Origin of the sequence: Brevibacterium sp. CT2-23B, assembly GCF_013168765.1 — a bacterium.
Taxonomy (GTDB): Bacteria; Actinomycetota; Actinomycetes; order Actinomycetales; family Brevibacteriaceae; genus Brevibacterium; species Brevibacterium sediminis.
Map to the genome: position 1 here is coordinate 266,004 of NZ_JABBYK010000002.1, position 22,482 is coordinate 288,485.

Below are 22,482 nucleotides of genomic sequence, written 5' to 3' on the forward strand. Positions count from 1 at the left end.
GCTAATCCTCGGCAAAGCCCCGCGCCCACCCGCTGACGGCACCACACTCACCCGAGGGGGCGGCTCCCGGACCCATGCGCGCCCGCCGCGCCGCGTCCCTTAGACTGAGTTCCCTATGGGTTACTACTTGACGACAGCGATTGCCTACCCCAACGGGGCCATTCACATCGGGCATGCCTATGAGTACATTGCGGCCGACACGATCGCCCGGTTCAAGCGACTGGACAATCACGATGTCTTCTTCTGCACCGGCACGGACGAGCACGGACTGAAGATGCTGCAGGCGGCGAACAAGCTCGGCATCACCCCCAAAGAACTCGCTGACGACAACGCGAAGAACTTCCGCGACACCCAGCTCGCCCTCGGCTCGACCTTCGACCGGTTCATCCGCACCACCGACGAAGACCACTACGCTGCCTCGCAAGCCATCTGGCGCAAGCTCGAAGAGGCCGGCGACATCTACCTCGACACGTACTCCGGCTGGTACTCCGTGCGCGACGAGGCCTTCTACACCGATGACGAGACCGAAGTCGTCGACGGCGTGCGCCTGTCCAAGGAGACCCGCACCGAGGTGACCTGGACGGAAGAGGAGTCCTACTTCTTCCGCCTCTCGAAGTACCAAGACAAGCTGCTCGAGCTGTACAAGAACCACCCCGAGTTCATCGGTCCCGACTCCCGCCGCAACGAGATCGCCTCGTTCGTCGCATCCGGGCTCAAGGACCTCTCCATCTCCCGCACCACCTTCGACTGGGGTGTGCCGGTGCCGGGCAACGACAAGCACGTGATGTACGTGTGGATCGACGCACTGACGAACTACCTCACCGCCGCCGGCTACCCCGATGACCAGGAGCGCCTCAGCAAGTGGTGGCCCGCCGACGTCCACATCATCGGCAAGGACATCATCCGCTTCCACTCGGTCTACTGGCCCGCGTTCCTCATGAGCGCCGGCATCGAACTGCCCAAGCGGGTCCACGCCCACGGCTTCCTCTTCAACTCCGGTGAGAAGATGTCGAAGTCCGTCGGCAACGTAGTCGACCCCCTCGACCTCGTCGATGCCTTCGGCCTGGACACCCTGCGCTTCTTCCTCTTCCGCGAGTTCTCCTACGGCCACGACGGCTCGTATACGAAGGACTCGATCATCACACGGAAGAACTCCGACCTCGCCAACGAGTACGGCAACCTCGCCCAGCGTTCGCTGTCGATGATCCAGAAGAACTGCGACGCCCAGGTGCCGCAGCCGGGTGAGCTCACCGAGGCGGACGAGAAACTCCTCGCCCTCGCCCGGGCCGTGCCCGACACCGCCCGACGCCACGTCGACACCCAGGCCCTCCACCTCTATGTCGTGGCCTGCTGGAAGGTGCTGTCCGAGGCCAACCGCTATTTCTCCGCGCAGGAGCCGTGGAAACTGAAGAAGACCGATCCCGATCGTATGGCCACCGTGCTGTGGGTGACGACCGAGGTCGTGCGCATCATCTCCATCCTCATCCAGCCGGTCATGCCCGATTCCGCGGGCAAGATCCTCGACCTCCTCGGTGTGCCCGCCGGCGTCGGTGAGGCCGGTGCGAAGGTCCTGCCGACCGCCGTCGATTCCGGGTCCGGCGCCGAGGCGATGGGAGCCGTATCCGCTAGCGCGGCCATCGGCGTCGCCGCCGGTGCGGCATACGCTTCGGCCGCCCTGGCGCCGAATGTCGCCGAGGCCGCTGCCGACGGCATCGCCGCCGCCGAGGCGGATCCCCGGTCGTTCGCGGCCGTCGGGTTCCCGCTCGAACCGGGCACGCCCCTGCCGAAGCCCGAACCCGTGTTCCCGAAGTTCGTGGAGGAGACCGAATAATGGCCTCGCGCGCCGCCGGAACCTATCCACCGGTGCCCGAACCGCTCGCTCATCCCATCGTCGACACCCACACTCACCTCGACATCTGCACGGGTGTGCGGCTGCCGCTGGGTGCTGGTGAACCCGAACCCGAGGTGACCCCGAACGCGGACGAAGAGTTCCCGTCGCTGGATTTCTTCCATGACACCGCCTCCGAGGCGGGAGTCCGTCGCATCGTCCAGATCGGCTGCGACCTTCCGGCAGCCCGGTGGACGACCGCGCTCGTGGCTTCCCAGTATTCAGGCACCCCCGCCGAGGCGGCCACGGAGGTGGGATCCCTCGCCGAGGCGGCCGACCCCCGTACTGTGCCGGGCCCTCCTGCCGAGGGACGGACGTGGATGATCGGCGGGGCCGCCCTCCACCCGAACGAAGCCCCGCGGCTGGCCGAGCGCGGCCTGCTCGATGACGCTCTCACCGAGATCGAATCGCTCGTGAGCTCGCATGAGCGCATGCGCGTGGTGGGGGAGACCGGTCTCGACTACTTCCGCACGGCAGAAGAGGGAGTCGCCGAACAGCAGCGCTCCTTCCGAGCTCATATCGAGATCGCCAAGCGCACCGGACGTGCACTGCAGATCCACGATCGGGAGGCACACGCCGATGTGCTGCGCATCCTCAAGGAGGAAGGCGCTCCCGAAGTCACGATCTTCCACTGCTACTCCGGCGACGAGGCGATGGCCCGCGAATGTGCGGCCGAAGGCTATTACATGTCCTTCGCCGGCAACCTCACGTTCAAGAACGCCGACGAGCTGCGGCGGGCCGCGGCGGCCGCTCCACTGGAGCTCCTGCTGACGGAGACCGACGCACCCTTCCTCACCCCGCACCCGCATCGCGGTAAGCCGGGAGGTCCTTACCTCACGGCGGTCACGGCGCGGAAACTCGCCGAGGTGCGCGGGATGAGCGAAGAGGATCTGTGCGCGGCCGTGTGGAACAACGCGGAGCGGGCCCTCGGCAGCTGGGGCTGAGCCGGGCTCAGCCCTTCGTTCTGTGAGCGAGATAACGGGACGCGGCGCCGCCTCGGCGGGGGAATGTCACGATCGGGAAGGCCCCGGAAACACTGGGAACTCCAGGTCAGACACGCCCTCAGAAAACTCACACCGTTACATTTCCGTGATATTTTGCGAACCGTGTAACGAATCGGTTACAGTGAACAGGTCGATAAACTCTGCTCAGGGATATTTTTGTGATTGATTTTCTGAAGAACCGCAAGGTTCAGATCGCTGCACAGGCGGTCGTGATCACCGGACTCGTCGGTGGCACGGGCGCGGTTGTGACCATGAACAAGCCCGTGACCTTGGAGGTCAACGGACAGGCCGAAGAGATCCGAACCTTCGGAGGAACGGTCGGGGACATCCTCGACAGCCACGAAATCGATGTCGACAAGCGCGACCAGGTCAAGCCCGGTGTGGGCACCAAGGTCGACCGTGATATGACGATCACCGTCAACACGGCGAAGAAGGTTGCGCTGTCCGTTGATGGCAAAGAGACGAACGAATGGACCAACGCGAACACCGTGGGTCAGGCTCTGGCCGACCTGGGTGTCGACGCGAAGGGCGCCGACCTCAACGCGAAGGCCAGCCAGCGTCTGAAGGACGAGGGCAATGACATCGACGTGACCACGTCGAAGGACCTCACCGTCGTCGCCGATGGCAAGGACCACAAGGTCTCGGCCGCTGTGGGCACCGCCAAGGAAGCCCTCAAGGACACGGGTGTCAAGCTCGACAAGGACGACTTCCTGTCCGTGCCGATGTCCGCCGAGGTCTCCGACGGCCAGGTGCTGACCGTCAACCGCGTGAAGAACGACACCGTCAAGGACAAGCAGGCCATCAAGGCCAAGGTCGAGACCAAGAAGTCCGATTCCCTCTACGAGGGTGAGACCAAGGTCGAGACCGAGGGCAAGGACGGCGAGAAGCAGGTCACCTACAAGGTCAAGACGATCAACGGCGAAGAGGTCAAGAAGGAGAAGAAGGACGAGAAGGTCCTCTCCGAACCCAAGACCAAGGTCGTCATCCAGGGCACCAAGAAGAAGGAAGAACCGGCTGACACCGGCGGTTCCGACTCGGGTGACTCCGGCGATTCCGGTTCGGGCGACTCCGGTGACTCCGGTGACTCGAGCACCGGCGGCGGCTCCGGCGGCGGTTCCATGTCCACCGCTGAGATCAAGGCGATGCTGGGTGGGCCCGGTTCCAAGTGGTACCAGGTCGTCGAGTGCGAGTCGAACTTCGACCCGAAGGCTTCGAACGGCACCCACTTCGGACTGTTCCAGTTCCTTCCGCAGACCTGGCACTCCATGGGAGGCAGCGGCAACCCCTCGGATGCCAGCCCGCAGGAGCAGTTCCAGCGCGCCAAGAAGCTCCAGGCTGAAGCCGGCTGGGGTCAGTGGACCTGCGCCTGATCTGAGATCAGGTTCGCAGCAGCCGACTGAGCGCCTGTATAGGCCATGAACTCTGGCCGCCATTGACAACAGATATCGACAACTGAGCTGAGGCGGTCAGCAAGGAGCGTGGGCCCCGAGGAGAGATCCTCGGGGCCCACGCTTTTCGGTGCCCCGCTGCCCCGGCTTCCGGTGCCCAATCTGAACTTTCGCCCAGAGCATGACGAATTGCTGGCACTCAAGTTGACCGAGTGCTAAGAGCGTTCTAGAGTCAGAATTAGCACTAGCACTCATTGAGTGCCAGTTTCATGAGACGGTCGAATCGCTCGGCACCCGCGACGACGAGAGGTTCATGGCAGCAGCCGCCGTCTGACTCGATGAAATAGAACCCAGCGAAGGGAGAGGGCCCGATATGTCGGTCTCCATCAAGCCACTCGAAGATCGGATTGTCATCCGTCAGGTCGAAGCAGAACAGACTACCGCCAGTGGTCTGGTCATTCCCGAAACCGCCAAGGAAAAGCCTCAGGAAGGCGAAGTTGTCGCAGTGGGCCCGGGCCGCGTTGCTGACAACGGAAACCGCGTGCCGGTCGACGTCGCCGTCGGCGACAAGGTCATCTACTCCAAGTACGGAGGCACCGAAGTCAAGTACGCAGGAGAAGAGTTCCTCGTGCTCTCGGCTCGCGACGTGCTCGCCGTCATCGGCTGAATCCCCTGAACAACAACTTCACTGACAGGAGGACGAATGCCTAAATCATTGGAATTCAACGACGAAGCCCGTCGTGCACTCGAAAAGGGTGTCAACACCCTGGCCGACACCGTCAAGGTGACGCTGGGACCCAAGGGCCGCAACGTCGTGCTCGACAAGAAGTGGGGCGCTCCCACCATCACGAACGATGGTGTGACCATCGCCCGTGAGGTCGAGGTCGACGATCCTTACGAGAACCTCGGCGCACAGCTGGCCAAGGAAGTCGCCACCAAGACCAACGACATCGCCGGTGACGGAACCACCACCGCGACCGTTCTCGCTCAGGCCTTCGTCAACGAAGGACTGCGCAACGTTGCCGCAGGTGCCGCTCCCGGACAGCTCAAGCGCGGCATCGAGACCGCCGTTGAGGCCGTCTCGCAGCAGCTGGGCACCATCGCCCGCGACGTCGCCGACTCCTCGGAGATCGCACACGTCGCCGGTCTGTCGGCTCAGTCGCCTGAGATCGGCAAGCTCATCGCCGATGCCTTCGACAAGGTCGGCAAGGACGGCGTCATCACTATCGACGAGTCGCAGGCCGCGTCCGTCGAACTCGAGATCACCGAAGGAATGCAGTTCGACAAGGGCTTCCTGTCGCCGCACTTCGTGACCGATGCCGATCGCCAGGAGGCTGTGCTCTCCGACGCCCTCATCCTCATCAACCAGGGCAAGATCTCCAATATCCAGGAGCTCCTGCCCGTCCTCGAGAAGGTGCAGCAGGCCGGCAAGCCGCTGTTCATCATCGCCGAGGACATCGAGGGTGAAGCTCTGTCGACCCTGGTCGTCAACAAGCTGCGCGGAATCATCAACGTCGCCGCCGTCAAGGCTCCGGGCTTCGGTGACCGTCGCAAGGCCATCCTCGAGGACCTCGCCGTCCTCACCGGTGGCCAGGTCGTCACCCCGGACATGGGCATGAAGCTCGACCAGGTCACCCTGGAAGAGCTCGGCAACGCCCGCACCATCACCGTCACCAAGGACAACACCACCATCATCGATGGTGCCGGTGCCGACGATGCTGTTGCCGGTCGTGTCGCTCAGATCCGCGCCGAGGTCGAGAACACCGATTCCGACTGGGACCGCGAGAAGCTGCAGGAGCGCTTGGCCAAGCTCTCCGGCGGAGTCGCCGTCATCAAGGTCGGCGCCGCCACCGAGGTGGAGCTCAAGGAGCGCAAACACCGCGTCGAAGACGCCGTGTCCGCTACTCGAGCCGCCATCGAAGAGGGTGTCGTCGCCGGCGGTGGCTCGGCTCTGATCCACGCTGCGAAGGTCCTCGACGGCAACGACCTCGGACTGTCCGGTGACGCACTCACCGGTGCCGAGATCGTCAAGCGCGGAGTCGTCCAGCCGCTGCGCTGGATCGCCGCCAACGCGGGCCAGGACGGCTACGTCGTCGTCGCCAAGGTCCAGGACCTCGAGTCCGGCCAGGGCTACAACGCCGCCATCGACGAATACGGCGACCTCATCGGCGCCGGAATCATCGACCCCGTCAAGGTCACCCGTTCGGCGCTGCGCAACGCCGCTTCGATCGCCGCCCTGGTTCTCACCACCGAGACCCTGGTCGTCGAGAAGAAGGACGAGGAGGACGAAGCCTGAGCCATTCGCTCGGACTGAGTCGTCTCTGACCACGACAGTGGCCCGGAACATCACGTTCCGGGCCACTGTCGCATTCATCGGCGTATTCACCCTCACCGAGGCGGCCCACCCCATGAGATCGCCCGTGCCGTTCCGAGGTCGCCGCCTTTGCGGGTTCGGCCTGTCGACCCCGCCTCTGTTCACTCGACTGTCGCGCCTCGTTCACTTTCCCGAGGTCTCTCGCGGCTATGGTGTCGCGGAGGCCCCCCGATCCGGGGCCTCACCGCAGATCCAAGGGAGATATGAAGCGCATTACGATGATCGGCGATGTCGGGTGGAGCCGGTTCTACCACCTCGGCGATGAGGCGATGACGGAGCTGGCTATCGAAGCGCTCCAACGCAGAGGCGACATTTCGATCACCCTCATCGCCGGTCAGCCGCAGCACGCCAGCGAGATGTATGGTGTCGATGCCATCTCCCGCATCGGTTTCAAACGTGATCGCGAACCGAATATCACGCGGATGGAGCGCATCCTCGAGTTCGCCGAATCCGAAGGTCGCAGCCGCACTCTCACCCCGAACGACCCTGCGCGCACCGTCATCGAGACCGTTCGCGACTCGGACGCCGTGCTCATCGCCGGTGGCGGAAACCTCAACTCCATGTTCGCCCACCACATCTATGAGCGGGTGACACTGGGGCGATTGGCGAAACTGTTCAATCGACCCTATGCGCTCACGAGCCAGACCCTCGGCCCTCTCATCTACGACGAGGATCGCAAGCTCGTCTACGAATTCCTCGCCGACGCCGAATTCGTCGGCAGCAGGGAGAGCTATACGACCACTTTCGCGAAGCAAGTCGGCGGCAAGCGTGCCGTCGTACGCAGGCAGGTGGATGACGCCTTCTCACTGACTGCCCGGGAAGAGGACCGCGAAGCAGTCGACGACCTCACGGCTGAGCCGTTCATCTTGGCCAGCTACGCGGAGAAGGCATCCTCCCCGGTGCTCGCGGACAGCGACTATCACGCCCATCTCGTCGACATCACGCGCAGGCTCGCCGACGAGACCGGACTGAACGTTCTGTTGGTTCCCCACGGAGGCGGCCTGCCGCCTGCCCTGCCGACAAGGGACCAGCTGACCAATGACCAGATCGCCGGTGAGGTCGGACGCGAGTCCGTCACATCCACGAGGATGCTCACCGCCAGAGAGCTTATCGCCCTGACCGAAAAGGCGGAGTTCGTCATCGGCACTCGCTATCATGCGGGGATCTTCGCCGGTGCCGCCGCGGTTCCGTTCATCTCGCTCGTCCCGAACCTCTATTCGTCCATCCGCATGCGAGGGGCGGCAGAGAATGTGGGGATGGAACAGTTCGTCCTACCTGTGGACAGTGTCGATGATGTCGTCGCGACAGGAGTCGGAGTGGCGCAGAACCGGGCTGAGTTCCACGCCGCGCTCACCGACAGCTCTGCCCGCAGACGCGCCGAACACGACGACTGGTGGGACTTCGTCGTCGCTCATACCGTCGGCGATGGGTCAGGCGAGACTCCTAGCGCGTCTTCGGTGCCGGCCCCGGATTTCTTCCACGCGGACGAGGTGGATAACCGATTCGATTCTGCGGCAGCAGCCAATCGCGCACGGCTCTCAGCAATCGAAGAATTCGGTCTGCTGCTGGCCAAGCGCGACCGCCAGCTGGCTGTGGCACGAAAGCAGGCGAGGGACGCAGCTGCCGCTCTGGAGATCAGCAACGCCAGACATGAGCGGCAGGACGGCATGCTCGCGGTGAAGGCAGCCAGGAAGGTGCTGAGCTGGCAGCGGAAGGTCAAGCGGCGCGTTCGGCGCGGTACGAAGGCCGTCGGCAAACGCTTCACTGAGGCAGCGCAACGCCGCGGTGAGTTGGCAACGATGCAGTCGCGCAAGCAGGTCTGAGCGGGCCTCGGGCGCGCAGAATTCCACTTTCGACACACCCTGCTCTGAAATGCACACTGAGGAGCCTGGGCAATTCAGAGACAGGTGTACAAAAAGCCTGATGCCACTGTGACCCAGTCGAGGTTGCGCGCTTCGTGCCGTCTAGGGCGTGCTCGGGCGTGGGTCCGTGTCGTTGGTGTCGGCTTTGCGCACGCGCGCGAGGCCTGGACGAAGGCTGCTCAGGCAGGGCGTGTTCAGGCGCGGTCGCTCTCGAGCTGAGTGCGCAGGCGGACGAGGTCGGCACGAACCATGTCGGCGTCCCGGTCGAACTCGGCGTCGTCGACTCCCGGCAGACGGAACAGAGTGAAGACCACCTCGGTGCCGGTGCCGTTGGCGAGCACCCGCAGGGGATTGTGCACGATCGTGCCGTCGGGGAAGATCACGTCGTGATCGAGGATGCCCAGCTCCGTGTGCGGGCCGAAGCGGACTTCGACCTCGCCCATCGGGGAATCCGTGATCCAGCGGCCGCCCGCCTCGCGGATTCCATTGCTCAGTCCTGCGGCCCAGGCCGGAAGGTTCGCGGGATCGCCGGCGAAGGCCGCCACCTCGGAGGGTGAGGCGTCGATGGACGTCGATAGGTGGAGCGCTGGATTCGTCATCTCCCAAGTGGACCACAAGAGAAGCCGCGCGGCCAGGGAAAGGGAGCGGACCATGGCAGGCGGGACGGCCATCGCAGGCGGGTCGGTACCTCGCACGCGGGACGGCCGTTGCACGCGGGCCGACCATCGCACGCGGTCCGGCCCAGAGTGCCCTCCCTCGTGCCGCTCGCAGCAGACCTTACACAGCTCGCTCACACCTACTGGCCAGTCGCTTTTCATGTTTCTTAAGCCCGATCCTCGTTAGTCTGGAAATGACAGCTTGCACCGACGCATGAGGAATCTATGACCACCGGCCCAACGATGCCCATCGCCCGACTTCGCGACGTTTCGAAGGTCTTCGATCCGAAAGGGGCCGCGGTCACGGCTCTCAGCGGGGTCAGCCTCGACATCGCACCGGCCAAACTGACCGCGGTGATGGGGCCCTCGGGCTCGGGGAAATCAACACTCATGCACGTCCTCGCCGGACTCGATCGTCCCACCTCGGGCTCAGTCCACCTCGGCGAACAGGAGATCACGAAGCTGCGCGACGACGACCTCACCGCCCTGCGCCGCCGCCGGATCGGATTCGTCTTCCAAGCGTTCAACCTCGTGCCCACGCTCACCGTCAAAGAGAATATCCGCCTGCCCTTCGAACTCGACGACCGTCGGCCCAATGCCGACGAACGCGCCTGGATCACCACGGTCGTCCACCGCCTGGGGCTGGAAGACCGCCTCAAACACCGACCCAACGAGCTCTCCGGCGGTCAACAGCAGCGCACCGCCATCGCCCGGGCGCTCGCAACCCGCCCCGACATCCTCTTCGCCGACGAACCGACCGGCAACCTCGACGCGAAGTCCGGTCGCGAAGTTATGGCGATCATGGTCGAGGCCGTCCGCGACTTCGGCCAATCTATCGTGCTCGTCACTCACGACCCGATCGTCGCCGCCCACGCCGACCGCGTGATCTTCATCGCCGACGGCACCCCCGTGACGGAACTCAACGACACCATCACCGCCGAAGCGATCGCCTCGACCATGCTCGACATCGACGAACGCGCCGAATCCGCGGTGAGTCGATGAACCCGCTGCGCGAAATTCGAACCAACCCGCGGCAGTTCTTCCCCAGCATCCTCGTCGTCTTCATCGCCGCTCTCTTCGGCACCGCAATCATGCAGGGCATCGCGATCCTGACCGCGTGGCTGTCGTCCGAGAAGATCATCGCCGAGTCCGAGACCGCGCAGAACTTCCTCTCGATGATCGGTGTCACCTTCTTCCTCATCGCTCTCTTCGTCTCCGCGATCGTCATCGCGAACACGTTCTCGATCATCATCGCCGGTCGCAGCCGCCAGCTGGCTCTGCTGCGCCTCATCGGGGCGTCGTCGAAACGGCTGCGCAGGGCCGCCTCGGTGGAGGGCCTGGTCATCTCCGTCCCCGCCGCGGTGCTCGCCTTCGCGGCGTCGACCGGGCTGGCGAAAGCGGCCCAGAATTATCTGGGCAGCGCCATCACCGAGGAGGTCGCCCTCCTCACCCCGGCCATGGCTGTTCCAGCGCTCGCCACGATCATCGTGACCTGGCTGTCGGCGTACCTGGGTGCGCGCCGCATCACGGGGATCTCACCGATCGAGGCGACCTCGCAGGCGGTGGAGGCCCGGCCCGAGGATGCCCGCGCCTCACTCGGCGGGCTCACCGCCTCGCTGATTCTGCTGTCCATGGGGCTGACGTTCCTCGTCAATTCCGTGATCGGGGCCGCCGATCATCGGATCAGCGTGATCAGCGTGGTGCTCACCGCATTCGGCTCGGGCCTGACCTTCCTCGGCGTCATCATCGGCCATCCGTGGATCCTGCCGCCCCTGCAGTCGGCGATCGGCTGGCTGTGCGGGCGCACCGCTGTGTCCCGGTTGGCCGCCTCGACGATCGCCCGCCATCCCACCCGGAACGCGCGCACGGTCATCGGACTCGTCATCGGCATCACGCTCATCGTCATGTTCGCCACCGCCATGACGACCTTCCGCGATCAGCTGCTGCGGTATGCCAGGTCGCTCGGCGAAGAAGGGTGGGGCGGCCTCGAAGACGCGCTGGCCACCGTCATCGACAAGTCGATGCTGTTCGCGTTGGCCCTCATCCTCTTCTCCGTGATCATCGCCGTCATCGGCGTCGCGAACACACTCATGCTCTCCGTGCGTCAGCGCACTCAGGAGATCGGGCTGCTCATGGCGCTCGGCCAGACTCCGAAGCGCGTGCGTCGGATGATCACAGCCGAAGGCCTGCAGCTGAGTCTGACAGCCTGCGCGGTCGCCGTGCCGTTGGGCATCGGCTTCGGCTGGGTCGGTGCACTGACCCTGCTCTCGCCCCTGCTCGGCCTCTTCGCACCGAGCGTGCCCTGGACGGTCGTCATCGCCGTCATCGTCGGCACCCTCATCGCCGTGTTCATCGCCAGCCGCGAACCCGCCCGCGCGGCCACCTCGATCAGTCCCGTCGAGGCGCTCGAAGCCGTGTGAGGTGCGGGTGCTGCGGATGGCTACCGGCAAGGCCGCGGCGAGCAGCCCAGTTTGAGGTGAGTAGCCCTGTTTCAAACATGGGCTATTCAACTAAAACTGTGTAGAACTGTCGCCCGGGCTGAATCGAGCTCTGCGCCTCAGTCGAGTTCGATGACGTTTCCGTTGGATCCGTCGACGCGGACGCGCTGGCCCGAGGTGAATCTGCTGGTTGCGTCGCGCACGGCCATGACAGCGGGCAGTCCGAGCTCACGGGCGGTGACCGCGCCGTGTGAGAGTGCCCCGCCGCTTTCGGTGATCACCCCGCCGGCCTGGTAGAACAGGGCGGTCCATGCCGGGTTCGTGGTGCGCGCGACGAGGATCGCTCCGTCGGGGAATGACGAGAAGTCAGCAGGGGAGTGGACGACGAAGACCTCACCTTCGACGGTCCCCGGACTGCCCGCGGTGCCGGTGATGTGGTCGCTGTCAGCGTCGACTGCGGCTGCTGCTTTGCCGTACTCCCATTCGGGTGTGCGATCGACCGCAGCCTGGTAGGCAGCCTTGTTCTGTGCGGCGATCTCGGTGAGGCTCGTCAGAGCGGATCCTGTTCCCGTGGTGCCCGCGACCGCGCTCGCTGAGGCGCGGGTTGCGGCAGTGCCGGTGGCGTACACCTCGCGGTACGCGGCGCCGGTTGCGCCCAGGTCGCGGTTCGCGGCGTCGGTGGCGCCCAGGGCGCGGTTCGCGGCGTCGGCACGGATCGCCGTGTCGAGGTGCTCGAAGTCGATGAAGTACACATCCGAGGCCTCAACGAGGACCCCGGCATCGACGAGCCTGCCGCCGAGCTCCTTCAGCGCGCGCCGCATCGGCAGGGTCAGCCGCGTTGTCTGATAGTGCTCGAGGTCATCGAGTGCCGTGTAGGTGCGGGCCAGACGGATGACTTCCTGGACGAGATAGCGCAGCTTCTCAGGTGCCGCATTGACGACGGCGAGTTCGGTCTCTGCCTGCACGATCTTGCGCTCCATGTCCGTCATCGGCGCGGTCGCGGCCCCTGTGCCCGAACCCGACTCCGGCGAGCCGATTGTCGCAGCGGCCGAATGGTCTCCACCACCCGCTGGACTGGCCCCGGCGTCCGAAGCCTCTGCCTCGGCCACGGTCCGGGCGGCGAGGAGTCGGATCTGGTCGAGCACGATGTGCGGGGCCTCGACCCAGGTCGGATGATAGGCGTCGAAGTCGAGCTCACGGTGGCCGTGCTGTGCGAGGAACCGGTCGAAAGACGCCTTGAACTGCGAGAACCTCTCCAACTCCGCGACTCCGGCCTCACCATGGTGGGCTTCGAGCGCGGCGAGCAGATCGGCGTCGGCGGCCACGAGCTGCGACAGTTCGCGCAGTTCAGCGTTGACCTGGGAGGTCTTCGTCTCCGTCGATGCCATGAGGCGTTCGAACACCACCTGTGCCTGCTCGTCATCGAGTGCGAGCGAGAGCATGTGCTGCAGAGCCGCATAGAGCGTGCCCTGAGTCAGCGAGATCGCGATGTTCGGCCGGAAATATTCGGTGCCGAGGTCACTGATCGCAATGACGTGATCCCACACCTGTGCCAGCGACTTCTCTTCCAACGGCTCGTTCGACAGGCGACCGATCCCGATGAGATACGTGTCGAGATCACGCATCCACTGCACCGGCAGCTCCTGCACCCACCCGAACTGCCGAGCGATCTGGGGCAGCGACTCGGTGATCGTCTCGACGCTGGAGAGCATGTTCGTCGGCAGCCGACCGGCGTAGAGATCGACTGCGGTCTGATTGCCGTAGATATAGAAGTCGCGCATGACGAACCATTTGTCATCGAACGGCGGCAGCCCCATGAGATCGAAACTGTGATTGAGCGAATGATGGAAGCCGGCCTCCACGAGATCCCAGGTCAGCGGTGTCACCGGGGTGGGGAAGCGCTCCGCGGACTCATCGCGGGTCCACCGCGGAGCCACCCGCGTGATCGGCCGCGACTGCAGCAGATAGAGATCGCCGTCATGCAGCGCCCATTCGATGTCTTGAGCGAACCCGAAATGGTTCTCCGCGGCCACCGCGAGCTCGGCGACCTGTTTCGCCTGCGCCGTTGTCAGCGCCGGACGCGTGCGCTGCTCCGCGCCGAGGTCGACGACCCTCGTCCGCGCGCCGCCTCCCTCACAGAGGCGGTCGCCGCCCCGACCGTCACCCTCACCGAGGCGGTCGCCTCCGACGTCGTGGCCAGCTCCGTCGCCCGCGCCGTTCCCACCGCCGGTCATGACGAGCGCGGTGGGCTTCTCGGCGATCTCGGATGCGACCTGCTCGCCGGTGTCCCGGCGGACCCGGAATTCGTCGACGGGTTCCTCTCCGCCGACAACAGTCTCACCGAGGCCGAAGGCTGCGTTGATGAGCACCTCATCGGTGTTGCCGCGCACCGGGTCGACGGAGAACGCGACACCCGCGGCTTCGTCGGCGGCGACGGAGACCATGAGCTGGACGACGACGGCCATCTTCGCCTCAAGCTGATCGACGCCGAGCTGCCGGCGGTAGCGGAAGGCGTGCTCGTTCCACAGGGAGGCATAGCAGTCGCGCACCGCCTCGGCGATGGCTGCGGTTCCACGCACACCGAGGTAGGTGTCGTGCTGCCCGGCGAACGCTGCACCCGGCAGGTCCTCCATCGTGCCCGAGGACCGCACTGCCACGGCCTGCCCGGTCAGTCCCGCCTCGGCGACGGCTTCGTCGAATTCGGACAGCCAAGCATCGGGGATGGGGGTGGCACGGATGAGGTCGGCGATCGCCTCGGCGGGGGAGTCGGTGCCGATAAGCTCGGTGATCCGTGACTGGAGCGGTGCGATGAACTGGGAATAGGCGTCGGCGGTGACTATGAAGCCGCCGGGAACGGGCAGGTTCTGCGCGGACTTCGCCAGGCTGGCGCCTTTGCCGCCGCTGAGGGCCAGCTCGGTGGCGAGGGGATCGGTGAAGCGGAGTGTGAGGCTCATCGGGGCTCCTTCGGATCTGCGGTTCACGAAACTGTTCATCGGGTGCGGTGCGGTTCGTCGGGTGGGGTGGGGTTGGAGGGTCGGTGCGGTTCGTCGGGTGGGGTGGGGTTGAAGGGTCGATGCGGTTCGTCGAGCAAGAGCGGTTCACAGCCGGATGCGACGGACTCCCAGCAGCAGCCAGCCGAGCACCCCGCTGAGGACGCCGGCGCCGATGACCGCGGGCCAGAAGAACGCCGCGATGATCAGCGCCGGTATCCAGACCATAACCGCTGCGAAGCCCGCGAGGATGCGAAAGAATGTGACAGTATTGCGACCCTCCGCGCGTGACCCGGCGACTGCGGCGGCCACAAGGATAGGGGCGAAGAGCCACAGAGCCAGGAATCCGACCCACCTGATGACGGGATAGGTTCGCGGTCTGGAGACGGTATTCGCCGAGGTGGTGCGGCCCTCGGCCTCGTCAGCCGAGGTGGGGCCGTCTTCTTTGGGAGCGACCGAACCGCTCGCGTTCTGCAGCTCGAGGAACGACTGGGCATAGCTCGCCGAGCTGCCCGGAGTCCTCCGCGCCCGGTCGAGGGCGCGGGCTTCGACAGCGGTGAACGTCGCTTCGTCGGGGCAGTTCACCGACACATCGTCAAGGGCGGCACCCATCGCCGAGGCGACCGCCGCCTCCCATTCCTTGTCCTCCCTGCCGTCGCGGTCGGGAATCGTGACCGCGTGACCGCGGACCACCTCGGCGCGGGAGCGGAACCGATCCGGGGTCGAATAGAACAGGCCCACGGGGATGACCTCGACGTCGATGCCGTCTTCGATGAGGGCACACGCGATCCGGGCAGCGCCGGACTTGTACGGCGCGGACGGTGGCCCCAATCGCTGCTGGCCTCGGGGAAGATGCCGAGGTCACCGCCTCGGCGCAGGTGGGCGAGTCCTGCCTCGACGGGGCTGGCCACGGAGGCGGGATCGAGTCCGTAGCGCTCGACGTCCTTAGGGCGGACGACGGGGATGCCGGCGATGAAGAGGCGGAGGAACCAGTGGCGCAGCAGCTGGATCGAGACGAGGAACTGAGCGTGCGGGAACGCTGCGAGCACCTGGTGGCCATCGATCGCGCCGTTGCGGTGGCTGGCGATGATGAGGCGCGGTCGCCGGACGGGACCTCCGTCGGGCGCGGAAGGAGAGTCAGCGGATGCGACGGGACGGCCGGCACCTGAGGCGGGGGTCGCCTCGGCGGGAGATGATGCCGACTTCGGTGGCTGGGAATCCGGGCTCGAGCTGAGGTCGAGCACGCGGATGTGGCCGAAGTACACGGTGCGCATGGCCGCGTTGATGATCCGGTGGCGCAGGCTCAGTGAGGCATCGCTCATGACACCAGTCCACCACAGGTCCGGGTGGGATGGGACGTCCTGGCTATGCAATCGACGGTCGGCCAGGACGACCGCGGGTCTCGGCCTTCGTCAGTCGGCAGCCACCTCGCTGCGCAGTTTGTGCTTGAGTAGTTTGCCTGAAGGGTTGCGCGGAAGTTCGTCGATGACGAAGACTTCGCGTGGCAGCTTGTAGCGGGCGAGCTTGTCAGCCAGGTGGTCGCGCAGTTCCTCGACACCGAAGTCCTCACCATCTGCAGTCGTGATGAAGGCGACGACCTGCTCGCCCCATTGCTGATCCGGCTTCGCCACCACCGCGACATCGGCGACCCGGTCGTGAGTGATGATGGCCTCCTCGACCTCGAGGGAGAACACGTTCTCACCGCCGACGATGATGACGTCTTTCGAGCGGTCGACGATATAGAGGTACCCGTCCGCGTCGAGCCGGGCGAGATCACCGGTTTTATACCACTCTCCCGCGAAGGCCGCCTCGGTGGCTTGGGGATTGCCGAGGTATTCGCGCATCCGAGTGTCACCGGCGAACCAGATCTCGCCGGTTTCCCCGGGACCCGCCTCGGCCCCGTCGGCCGTGACCACCCGCATCGCGTTGCCGACCATCGCGTGCCGACCGATGGATCCTGCCTTGCGCAGCTGATCCTCGGGCCCGAGAAGACAACCGGTCGGACCCATCTCGGACATGCCGAAGAGGTTGTAGAACTGGTTGGTCCCGTAGGCGTCGATGAGCATGGCTGCCGTCGACCGGTCGATCGGGGCACCGCCGTAGTTCCACCGGCGAATGGAGGAGAAGTCGTAATCACCGAAGTCGAGGCCGAGCTTCTTCGCGGTCATGATCGGCGCGACATAGGCGACGGTGGGTCCGAAGAACGTCGTGATCTGCTTCGCGGCGATGATCTGCATCGATTCGACCGGGTGATACGCCCGCTGGAGGACGACGGTTCCACCCATCTGGATGGTGGGGACGAGGGCGATGTTCAGCGGCGCCGAATGCCAGATCGGCATGCAGATGAGGTACCGGTCATCGCTCTGGTAGCCCATATTGAGGTTGATGAGTGTGCCGACCTGGACGATATTGCGATGCGAATGCACGCACCCTTTCGGCGAGCTCGTCGTGCCCGAGGTGTAGAGAATCTGCGCGACCTGTTCATCGGTGAAGTCGCCTGGCGCCGCCTCCGTGGAGTTCTCGAGCTGGACATCGAAGCTGCCCGGGTCGTTGGGTTCTGTCTCCAGCCAGGTGACGCCCGGTGCCCCGGCCCGCGCGGTTCCGGCGAGTTCGGTGCTGACGATGCCGAGCTTCGCTCCCGAATGCTCGACCGTGTATTTGACTTCCGGAGCTTGGAACTTGTGATTGATCGGCACAACCGTCGCCCCGAGGTACCAGGCACCGAAAGCGGCGAAGACGAAACCTGGAACATTCAACGTCATGATGCCAACGGCGTCGCCGGGCCGGATTCCGTTGTCGGCGAGCACCTGCGCTGCCTTGAGCGCCCGGTGCCGCAGCTCGGCATAGGTGAAGCGCTGATCCTCGTAGACCACGGCCTCTTTGTCCGGGTTCCGCAGGACGGTGGTGTCGAGCATGGTTCCAAGCTTCATTGCTTCTCCTTGTGACGAGTGCCATACTGAGAACAATTGAACCACGATTCATTTCTTTGGGGAAGCGACAGTTCGGGCTGGCGCCGAGGTTGATGACGTCGACACCGTGGTGCCGCTGCGACCGATGGGGTGAGGATGGCATATCGCGCAACCCAGCGCACTCGGGCCAACGCCGAGGCGCGCCGCGCAGGCATCGAACGTGCTGCCCGACACGTCATCGCCCGCGGTGGATTCGCCTCGGCGAATGTGGCCGCCGTTGCCGTCGAGGCCGACTGCAGCGCCGGGTCGATCTACACGTATTTCAGCAACCGGGATGAGCTGTTGCGTCTCGTCTTCGCCCAAGCAGCCGGTCACGAGCTGGATGTCATCGCCGGCACAGTCGCCGAAGCATCCACGGCCTCGGAGATCGCGGAATCGACTGTCGAGGTCTTCGTTCGCCGAGCCGTCGCGGGGCGCAGGCTCGCCCACGCGCTGCTGCTTGAAGAGGTCCCCGAACCCGTGCAGAGCGAACGGCTGCGGCTGCGCCGAGGATACGTCGCCGTCATCGGAACCGCCCTGGACCGCGTGGGCGGCACGCAGATCCCCGCCGAGGTGGCCGCCCGTTCGATCGTCGGATGCGTGGGAGAGAACCTCGTCGACATCCTCGACCCGACTACCGCGAACCCGAGTCCTGCGGAGATCGAAACTCTCGTCAAGGCACTGACCACCTTCACCCGATCGGCATTAGGAGAACCATGACCACGACCGCAGAACCGACCGCCCCGCGGACGACGCATACCGTGTTCAACCAGGCACCACCTCGGCGAGATATCAACGAGTTCACGCTGAATACGGCCCTGAAGGACGCGCTCGCCCACTATGCGCCGGATGCCTCGCTTGACGAGGTCGAACGCATCGGAGCGCTCGTCGGCAGTGCGGACTTCATCAGCGACGCTCGCCTGGTCAACGTCCACGGACCGGAGCTGCGGACCCACGACGACTGGGGTAACCGCATCGACGAGGTCGACTTCCATCCGGCCTATCATCGGATTGTCGGAGATGCGCTGGAGGCGGAAGCTCACTCCTACGCCTGGACTCATCCCGGGCCGGGGGCCAATGTCGAACGTGCCGTACGGTTCATGCTCTTCTCCCAAGTCGAGCCCGGACATGCGTGCCCGGTGTCGATGACGCACGCGGTCGTGCCGTCCCTGCGTGCCGATCCCGCGCTCGCCGATTTCTGGGTGCCACGCGCCACGGCCGCCGGCTATGATCCGCGGCGGATGGACCCGGCGTCGAAGTCCGCAGTGTCCTTCGGCATGGCGATGACGGAGAAGCAGGGCGGATCGGACATCCGCGCGAACACCACCTACGGCGTTGCGTTCGGCGACCACTACCTCATCACCGGCCACAAATGGTTCTGTTCGGCTCCGCAGTCCGATGCGTTCCTCGTCATCGCCCAACTCGATGAGGGCCCGAGCTGCTTCGTCGTACCCCGTGTTCTGCCTGGCGGAGAACGGAATACGTTCCGGATCCAGCGGCTCAAGGACAAGCTCGGGAACAAGTCCAATGCCTCCTCGGAGGTCGAGTTCGACGCCACACACGGATGGCTTCTCGGGCAGGCGGGCAAGGGTGTCCGCACGATCATCGAGATGGTCGCCCAGACCCGCCTCGACTGCGTCCTCGGTTCGACCGCTGGGATGCGCCAATGCGTGGCCGAAGCGGCCTGGCACGCTCGCGGGCGTGCGGCCTTCGGGGCTGCGCTCATCGACCAGCCGCTCATGCGCGCCGTCATTGCCGACCTCCAGCTTGAAGCTGAGGCAGCCACCTATACGGCGCTGCACCTGGCCGCGTCCTATGACGACGATAGCGACGAGGCGGCCGACTTCCGACGTCTGGCCACCGCCGTAGCGAAATACTGGATCTGCAAACGCGGTCCCGAACATGCTTATGAATCGCTCGAATGCCTCGGTGGCAACGGCTACACGGAGTCCTTCCCTCTGGCTCGCCGCTACCGAGAGCAGCCGGTGATGGCCGTGTGGGAAGGCTCCGGAAACGTCATCGTCCTCGACGTGCTGCGTGCCTTGGCCCGCGAACCGCGCAGCGCGAAGACGTTCCTCGGCTTCCTCGAGACCGGGCTGGGCAGACACGCGGACTTCGATGCGGCGTATGAGTCGTTGGCCCGGTCGCTGCAGTCGGCGGTGCAGGATCTGGATTCCGGGGATGCGGCAGCGCAAGCGGCGCTGCAGGCGCGAGGCCGTGTCCTTGTGGAGAAGATGGCGCTGCTCATGCAGGCGTCGATCCTCTTCGAATCCGCCCCAGCTGAAGTGGCGGCCAGTTTTGCGGCGGCCCGCCTCGGTGCCGATCGGGGCCGCGAATTCGGTGCCCTGCCCGACGGAGTCGAAGTCGACTTCCTCGTCGCTCGGGCGTGAGCAGGCGGCCCGGGCGCTGAAAGCACAGTTTGAGTTGAATAGCCCAGTTTCAAACATGGGCTATTCAACTCAAACTGTGCTGCAACCCTCGGGTGACCTGTGACCTCAGTCGCGGCGGAATTCAGTCGCGGCGGTGAGCGGAGACGCAGCGGCGGCGGTCGACGCGCATGACTCGGCCGCGGTTGCGCAGTCGACGCTGAACGCAGTCCGGCGGTCCCTCGAAATCCGGTCGCGGAGTGCGAGAGACGACAGCAGGTTTGTGCTCGAGGGCGAATGAATCGGCCTCCCATTCCGGGGCGCGTCGCGCACCGAACTCAGAAGTTTCGATGAACGACCGGAACTCCGCGACCAGGCGCTCCTGCATGTCGTAGAGGCTCTCATCGTTGCCTGGGTAATCGAGGAGGACTTCAACGGCCTCCCCGGCGACGACGATCCGCGCGAAGAGCCGACGCTCATCTTCGGTATCGCGGAGCATCGCGATGCTGTCCCACTCGTGATCGGCGAACATCGCGAGAACGATCGGAGTGACGACCTTCTCGCAGAGGACATCCTGCGTGAGTTCGATGCGGTCCATGTGTCCCACCATAGGTGCTCAGTCGTTGGGAGTTCGAAGGCGTCTCGGAGTTTTGCGGAAACCGCGGCGGATCTGCGGTATGCGGCAGACTTCGTGCGGTTCCACGCCAATGCTTCCGCGACCGCGACGACGACGGGGCACCGCAAAGACTGGGACGAAGACGGCACCGCAAAGACTGGGACGAAGACGGCACCGCATAGACTTGACCCCATGCCCCGCAGTCCGCTCTCGCCCCGAGAAGGAATCTCGGCGACCGCGCTGCGCGCCCCCGGCGGCAAGGCCACCCACGCGAAGAATCACCTGCCCGTTCCCGACTCGATCGGGGAGTGGCTCGAATCCGAGTTCCCCGAGGCGGCCCCCGATTCCCGACGGGCGCTGCTGACAGATGGGGACATGCGCGACGAGGCGGGGCTCCCGGTGGCCTGGGACGATCCGGTCATTCCCGGCGGGTTCTACTTCTTCCACCGTCCGGTCCCGCCCGAAGAGCGAATCCCGTTCGAGGTCGGGATCGTCTTCGAGGACGATGACCTCCTCGTCGTCGACAAACCCCATTTCCTCGCCAGTACCCCGAACGGACGATTCGTCCGCGAATGCGTCGTCACTCGTCTGCGCGTCGACCTCGGCCAGCCCGATCTCGTCGCCATCCACCGCCTCGACCGGATCACCGCCGGACTGCTGGTCCTGTCGAAACGGCCCGAGACGCGCGGCCGTTACCAGCGCCTGTTCCAAGACCGACGAGTCAGCAAAACCTACCGCGCCCTGGCGCCGGCCCCGCCGCCGGAGCTCGAATTCCCGCTCGTTCGCGAATCGCGCCTGGTCAAACCCGTCGGCGGACGCCAGGTGCACGAAGTCGCAGGGGAGCCGAATGCGGTCAGTCGGATCCGACTGCTTCGGACCATCACCCCACCGGACGGCGAGCCATCGCGAGGTGACACGGATACCTCGCCGCCACCTCGGCGAGGTGGAGCTGACGGTGCCCCGTCCGAACGGGCGGGGGACGGAAACGGAGCACCACCTCGGCGAATTGATGCGATTGCCGAATACGAGCTGAGTCCGGTCACGGGCAAGACGCACCAGCTGCGGGTGCACATGAACGCGCTCGGGCTGCCCATCCTCGGTGATCCGGTCTACCCGGTCGACCTCGCCCCGGACCCCTACGACTTCTCATCACCGCTGCAGCTGTTGGCCGCGGAGATCGCGTTCGATGATCCGCTGACGGGGCTGAGCCGACGATTCGAGAGCGGACTCGAACTCGAACCCGCCGCAGTCAGCTCCGATCCAGGCGAAACCCGGTAGCCTGGTGTTATGAGTCCACACGCCCCCGGATGCACATCAGAGGCCATCGTCGCCCTTGTCCGCACCCGCATCACCGACGGTGAATACCCGGCAGGAAGCCCGGTCCGCGATGGTGCCCTGGCCAAGGAATTCAACGTTTCGCGCAACACCGCCCGCGAATCGCTGAGCCTGCTGCGCCACGCCGGGCTGCTCACTCAGGAACCCAACCGGGGCTTCTTCGTCTCCACCTTCGGCATCGACGAACTCAAGGACCTCTACCGTGCCCGCCGGGTCTTCGAGATCCGCGCCGTCCAGGAATCCCAGGACGCCACCGACGAGGCGATGGCCGCCGTCGAAGCCTCCGTGGTCCGGGCCGAAACCGCACCGAAGAACGAAACCTGGGCCGACGCGCAGGAACACTCGGCATCGTTCCACCGTGCGATCGTCGGGCTGCTGGGTTCACCGCTGCTCGACGAGTTCTACCTCAATCTCATGGCCCGACTGTCGACGACATTCTCGCGCTCGCCCGAACCAGGCAAGTACCACTCGCACTGGGCGAACCCGCACCGGGACATCCTCGAGAAGATGAAATCCGGGGACCGGCAGGGCGCCGAAGGACTGCTGCGCATCCACCTCGACGATTCCGAAGCCTCGACCCTCGACCTCGCACGGTCTGTGGGGGAGGGGCGCTAGCG

18 protein-coding genes are annotated in these 22,482 nt (G+C 65.2%); 13 read left to right on the top strand and 5 right to left on the bottom strand.

The window, feature by feature from the left end; all coding sequences use genetic code 11:
* The first annotated feature begins 115 nt into the window (after positions 1–115).
* The 6 genes from metG (at position 116) to HIM68_RS06350 (ending at position 8,477) form a co-directional block, all read left to right on the top strand.
* On the top strand, positions 116–1,831 hold the full coding sequence (metG, locus tag HIM68_RS06325; protein WP_172170734.1) for a methionine--tRNA ligase: 1,716 nt from the start codon (positions 116–118) through the stop codon (positions 1,829–1,831).
* Positions 1,831–2,832, top strand: coding sequence for a TatD family hydrolase (locus tag HIM68_RS06330; RefSeq protein ID WP_172170736.1), 1,002 nt, complete (start codon positions 1,831–1,833; stop codon positions 2,830–2,832). Before metG ends, HIM68_RS06330 begins: the two co-directional genes overlap by 1 nt.
* 218 nt (positions 2,833–3,050) lie before the next feature.
* A complete protein-coding gene (locus tag HIM68_RS06335; RefSeq protein WP_172170738.1) occupies positions 3,051–4,262 on the top strand; it encodes a ubiquitin-like domain-containing protein in 1,212 nt (403 codons plus the stop codon).
* Positions 4,263–4,653: 391 nt separating this feature from the next.
* Complete coding sequence (gene groES, locus HIM68_RS06340) at positions 4,654–4,947, top strand: co-chaperone GroES (RefSeq protein WP_039209993.1); 294 nt, start codon at positions 4,654–4,656, stop codon at positions 4,945–4,947.
* A gap of 36 nt (positions 4,948–4,983) precedes the next feature.
* Positions 4,984–6,576, top strand: coding sequence for a chaperonin GroEL (groL, locus tag HIM68_RS06345; RefSeq protein WP_172170740.1), 1,593 nt, complete (start codon positions 4,984–4,986; stop codon positions 6,574–6,576).
* Positions 6,577–6,857: 281 nt separating this feature from the next.
* Positions 6,858–8,477: a polysaccharide pyruvyl transferase family protein gene (locus tag HIM68_RS06350; protein ID WP_172170742.1), complete on the top strand. Its 1,620-nt coding sequence runs from the start codon at positions 6,858–6,860 to the stop codon at positions 8,475–8,477.
* A 233-nt stretch (positions 8,478–8,710) separates the two neighbouring features.
* On the opposite strand, the gene HIM68_RS06355 is transcribed toward HIM68_RS06350, so the two are convergent.
* Positions 8,711–9,115, bottom strand: coding sequence for an SRPBCC family protein (locus tag HIM68_RS06355; RefSeq protein ID WP_172170744.1), 405 nt, complete (start codon positions 9,113–9,115; stop codon positions 8,711–8,713).
* Positions 9,116–9,397: 282 nt separating this feature from the next.
* On the opposite strand from HIM68_RS06355, the gene HIM68_RS06360 reads away from it, so the two are divergent.
* Entirely contained in the window at positions 9,398–10,174 is a 777-nt protein-coding gene (locus HIM68_RS06360; protein WP_172170746.1) for an ABC transporter ATP-binding protein, read from the top strand.
* Positions 10,171–11,592: an FtsX-like permease family protein gene (locus tag HIM68_RS06365; RefSeq protein WP_172170748.1), complete on the top strand. Its 1,422-nt coding sequence runs from the start codon at positions 10,171–10,173 to the stop codon at positions 11,590–11,592. Before HIM68_RS06360 ends, HIM68_RS06365 begins: the two co-directional genes overlap by 4 nt.
* A 137-nt stretch (positions 11,593–11,729) precedes the next feature.
* Here the strand turns inward: HIM68_RS06365 and HIM68_RS18950 are convergent, their stop codons facing one another.
* Both HIM68_RS18950 and HIM68_RS06380 read right to left on the bottom strand, forming a co-directional pair.
* A complete protein-coding gene (locus tag HIM68_RS18950; RefSeq protein WP_253903784.1) occupies positions 11,730–14,564 on the bottom strand; it encodes a PEP/pyruvate-binding domain-containing protein in 2,835 nt (944 codons plus the stop codon).
* A gap of 144 nt (positions 14,565–14,708) precedes the next feature.
* Positions 14,709–15,431, bottom strand: a complete 723-nt coding sequence (locus HIM68_RS06380) for a hypothetical protein (RefSeq protein ID WP_172170750.1) — start codon at positions 15,429–15,431, stop codon at positions 14,709–14,711.
* On the opposite strand from HIM68_RS06380, the gene HIM68_RS06385 reads away from it, so the two are divergent.
* Positions 15,422–15,769 (top strand): hypothetical protein, encoded by a 348-nt coding sequence (locus HIM68_RS06385; RefSeq protein ID WP_172170752.1) that lies wholly within the window; start codon positions 15,422–15,424, stop codon positions 15,767–15,769. The two genes, HIM68_RS06380 and HIM68_RS06385, sit on opposite strands and share 10 nt — an antisense overlap.
* A gap of 243 nt (positions 15,770–16,012) precedes the next feature.
* On the opposite strand, the gene HIM68_RS06390 is transcribed toward HIM68_RS06385, so the two are convergent.
* Positions 16,013–17,530, bottom strand: coding sequence for a class I adenylate-forming enzyme family protein (locus HIM68_RS06390; protein WP_172170754.1), 1,518 nt, complete (start codon positions 17,528–17,530; stop codon positions 16,013–16,015).
* A gap of 135 nt (positions 17,531–17,665) precedes the next feature.
* Here HIM68_RS06390 and HIM68_RS06395 point away from each other — a divergent pair, with 135 nt between their 5' ends.
* Positions 17,666–18,268, top strand: coding sequence for a TetR/AcrR family transcriptional regulator (locus tag HIM68_RS06395; RefSeq protein ID WP_172170756.1), 603 nt, complete (start codon positions 17,666–17,668; stop codon positions 18,266–18,268).
* Positions 18,265–19,938, top strand: a complete 1,674-nt coding sequence (locus HIM68_RS06400) for an acyl-CoA dehydrogenase family protein (RefSeq protein WP_172170758.1) — start codon at positions 18,265–18,267, stop codon at positions 19,936–19,938. Before HIM68_RS06395 ends, HIM68_RS06400 begins: the two co-directional genes overlap by 4 nt.
* Positions 19,939–20,059: 121 nt before the next feature.
* Here HIM68_RS06400 and HIM68_RS06405 read toward each other — a convergent pair whose 3' ends face one another.
* Positions 20,060–20,512: a hypothetical protein gene (locus HIM68_RS06405; protein WP_139468392.1), complete on the bottom strand. Its 453-nt coding sequence runs from the start codon at positions 20,510–20,512 to the stop codon at positions 20,060–20,062.
* A gap of 210 nt (positions 20,513–20,722) precedes the next feature.
* Between HIM68_RS06405 and HIM68_RS06410 the strand changes: the two genes are divergently transcribed.
* Both HIM68_RS06410 and HIM68_RS06415 read left to right on the top strand, forming a co-directional pair.
* The gene (locus HIM68_RS06410) at positions 20,723–21,808 is read left to right on the top strand and encodes a pseudouridine synthase (RefSeq protein WP_172170760.1); all 1,086 of its coding nucleotides are present in this window, start codon (positions 20,723–20,725) and stop codon (positions 21,806–21,808) included.
* Between the two features lie 9 nt (positions 21,809–21,817).
* Positions 21,818–22,480, top strand: a complete 663-nt coding sequence (locus HIM68_RS06415) for a GntR family transcriptional regulator (protein ID WP_025776861.1) — start codon at positions 21,818–21,820, stop codon at positions 22,478–22,480.
* Positions 22,481–22,482 lie beyond the last annotated feature (2 nt).

Bases quoted from the DNA above. Each gene is read 5' to 3' on its own strand.
- metG (WP_172170734.1), top strand. From the start codon at position 116: ATGGGTTACTACTTGACGACAGCGATTGCCTACCCCAACGGGGCCATT.
- HIM68_RS06330 (WP_172170736.1), top strand. From the start codon at position 1,831: ATGGCCTCGCGCGCCGCCGGAACCTATCCACCGGTGCCCGAACCGCTC.
- groES (WP_039209993.1), top strand. From the start codon at position 4,654: ATGTCGGTCTCCATCAAGCCACTCGAAGATCGGATTGTCATCCGTCAG.
- groL (WP_172170740.1), top strand. From the start codon at position 4,984: ATGCCTAAATCATTGGAATTCAACGACGAAGCCCGTCGTGCACTCGAA.
- HIM68_RS06350 (WP_172170742.1), top strand. From the start codon at position 6,858: ATGAAGCGCATTACGATGATCGGCGATGTCGGGTGGAGCCGGTTCTAC.
- HIM68_RS06355 (WP_172170744.1), bottom strand. From the start codon at position 9,115: ATGACGAATCCAGCGCTCCACCTATCGACGTCCATCGACGCCTCACCC.
- HIM68_RS06360 (WP_172170746.1), top strand. From the start codon at position 9,398: ATGACCACCGGCCCAACGATGCCCATCGCCCGACTTCGCGACGTTTCG.
- HIM68_RS06365 (WP_172170748.1), top strand. From the start codon at position 10,171: ATGAACCCGCTGCGCGAAATTCGAACCAACCCGCGGCAGTTCTTCCCC.
- HIM68_RS18950 (WP_253903784.1), bottom strand. From the start codon at position 14,564: ATGAGCCTCACACTCCGCTTCACCGATCCCCTCGCCACCGAGCTGGCC.
- HIM68_RS06390 (WP_172170754.1), bottom strand. From the start codon at position 17,530: ATGAAGCTTGGAACCATGCTCGACACCACCGTCCTGCGGAACCCGGAC.
- HIM68_RS06395 (WP_172170756.1), top strand. From the start codon at position 17,666: ATGGCATATCGCGCAACCCAGCGCACTCGGGCCAACGCCGAGGCGCGC.
- HIM68_RS06400 (WP_172170758.1), top strand. From the start codon at position 18,265: ATGACCACGACCGCAGAACCGACCGCCCCGCGGACGACGCATACCGTG.
- HIM68_RS06405 (WP_139468392.1), bottom strand. From the start codon at position 20,512: ATGGACCGCATCGAACTCACGCAGGATGTCCTCTGCGAGAAGGTCGTC.
- HIM68_RS06410 (WP_172170760.1), top strand. From the start codon at position 20,723: ATGCCCCGCAGTCCGCTCTCGCCCCGAGAAGGAATCTCGGCGACCGCG.
- HIM68_RS06415 (WP_025776861.1), top strand. From the start codon at position 21,818: ATGAGTCCACACGCCCCCGGATGCACATCAGAGGCCATCGTCGCCCTT.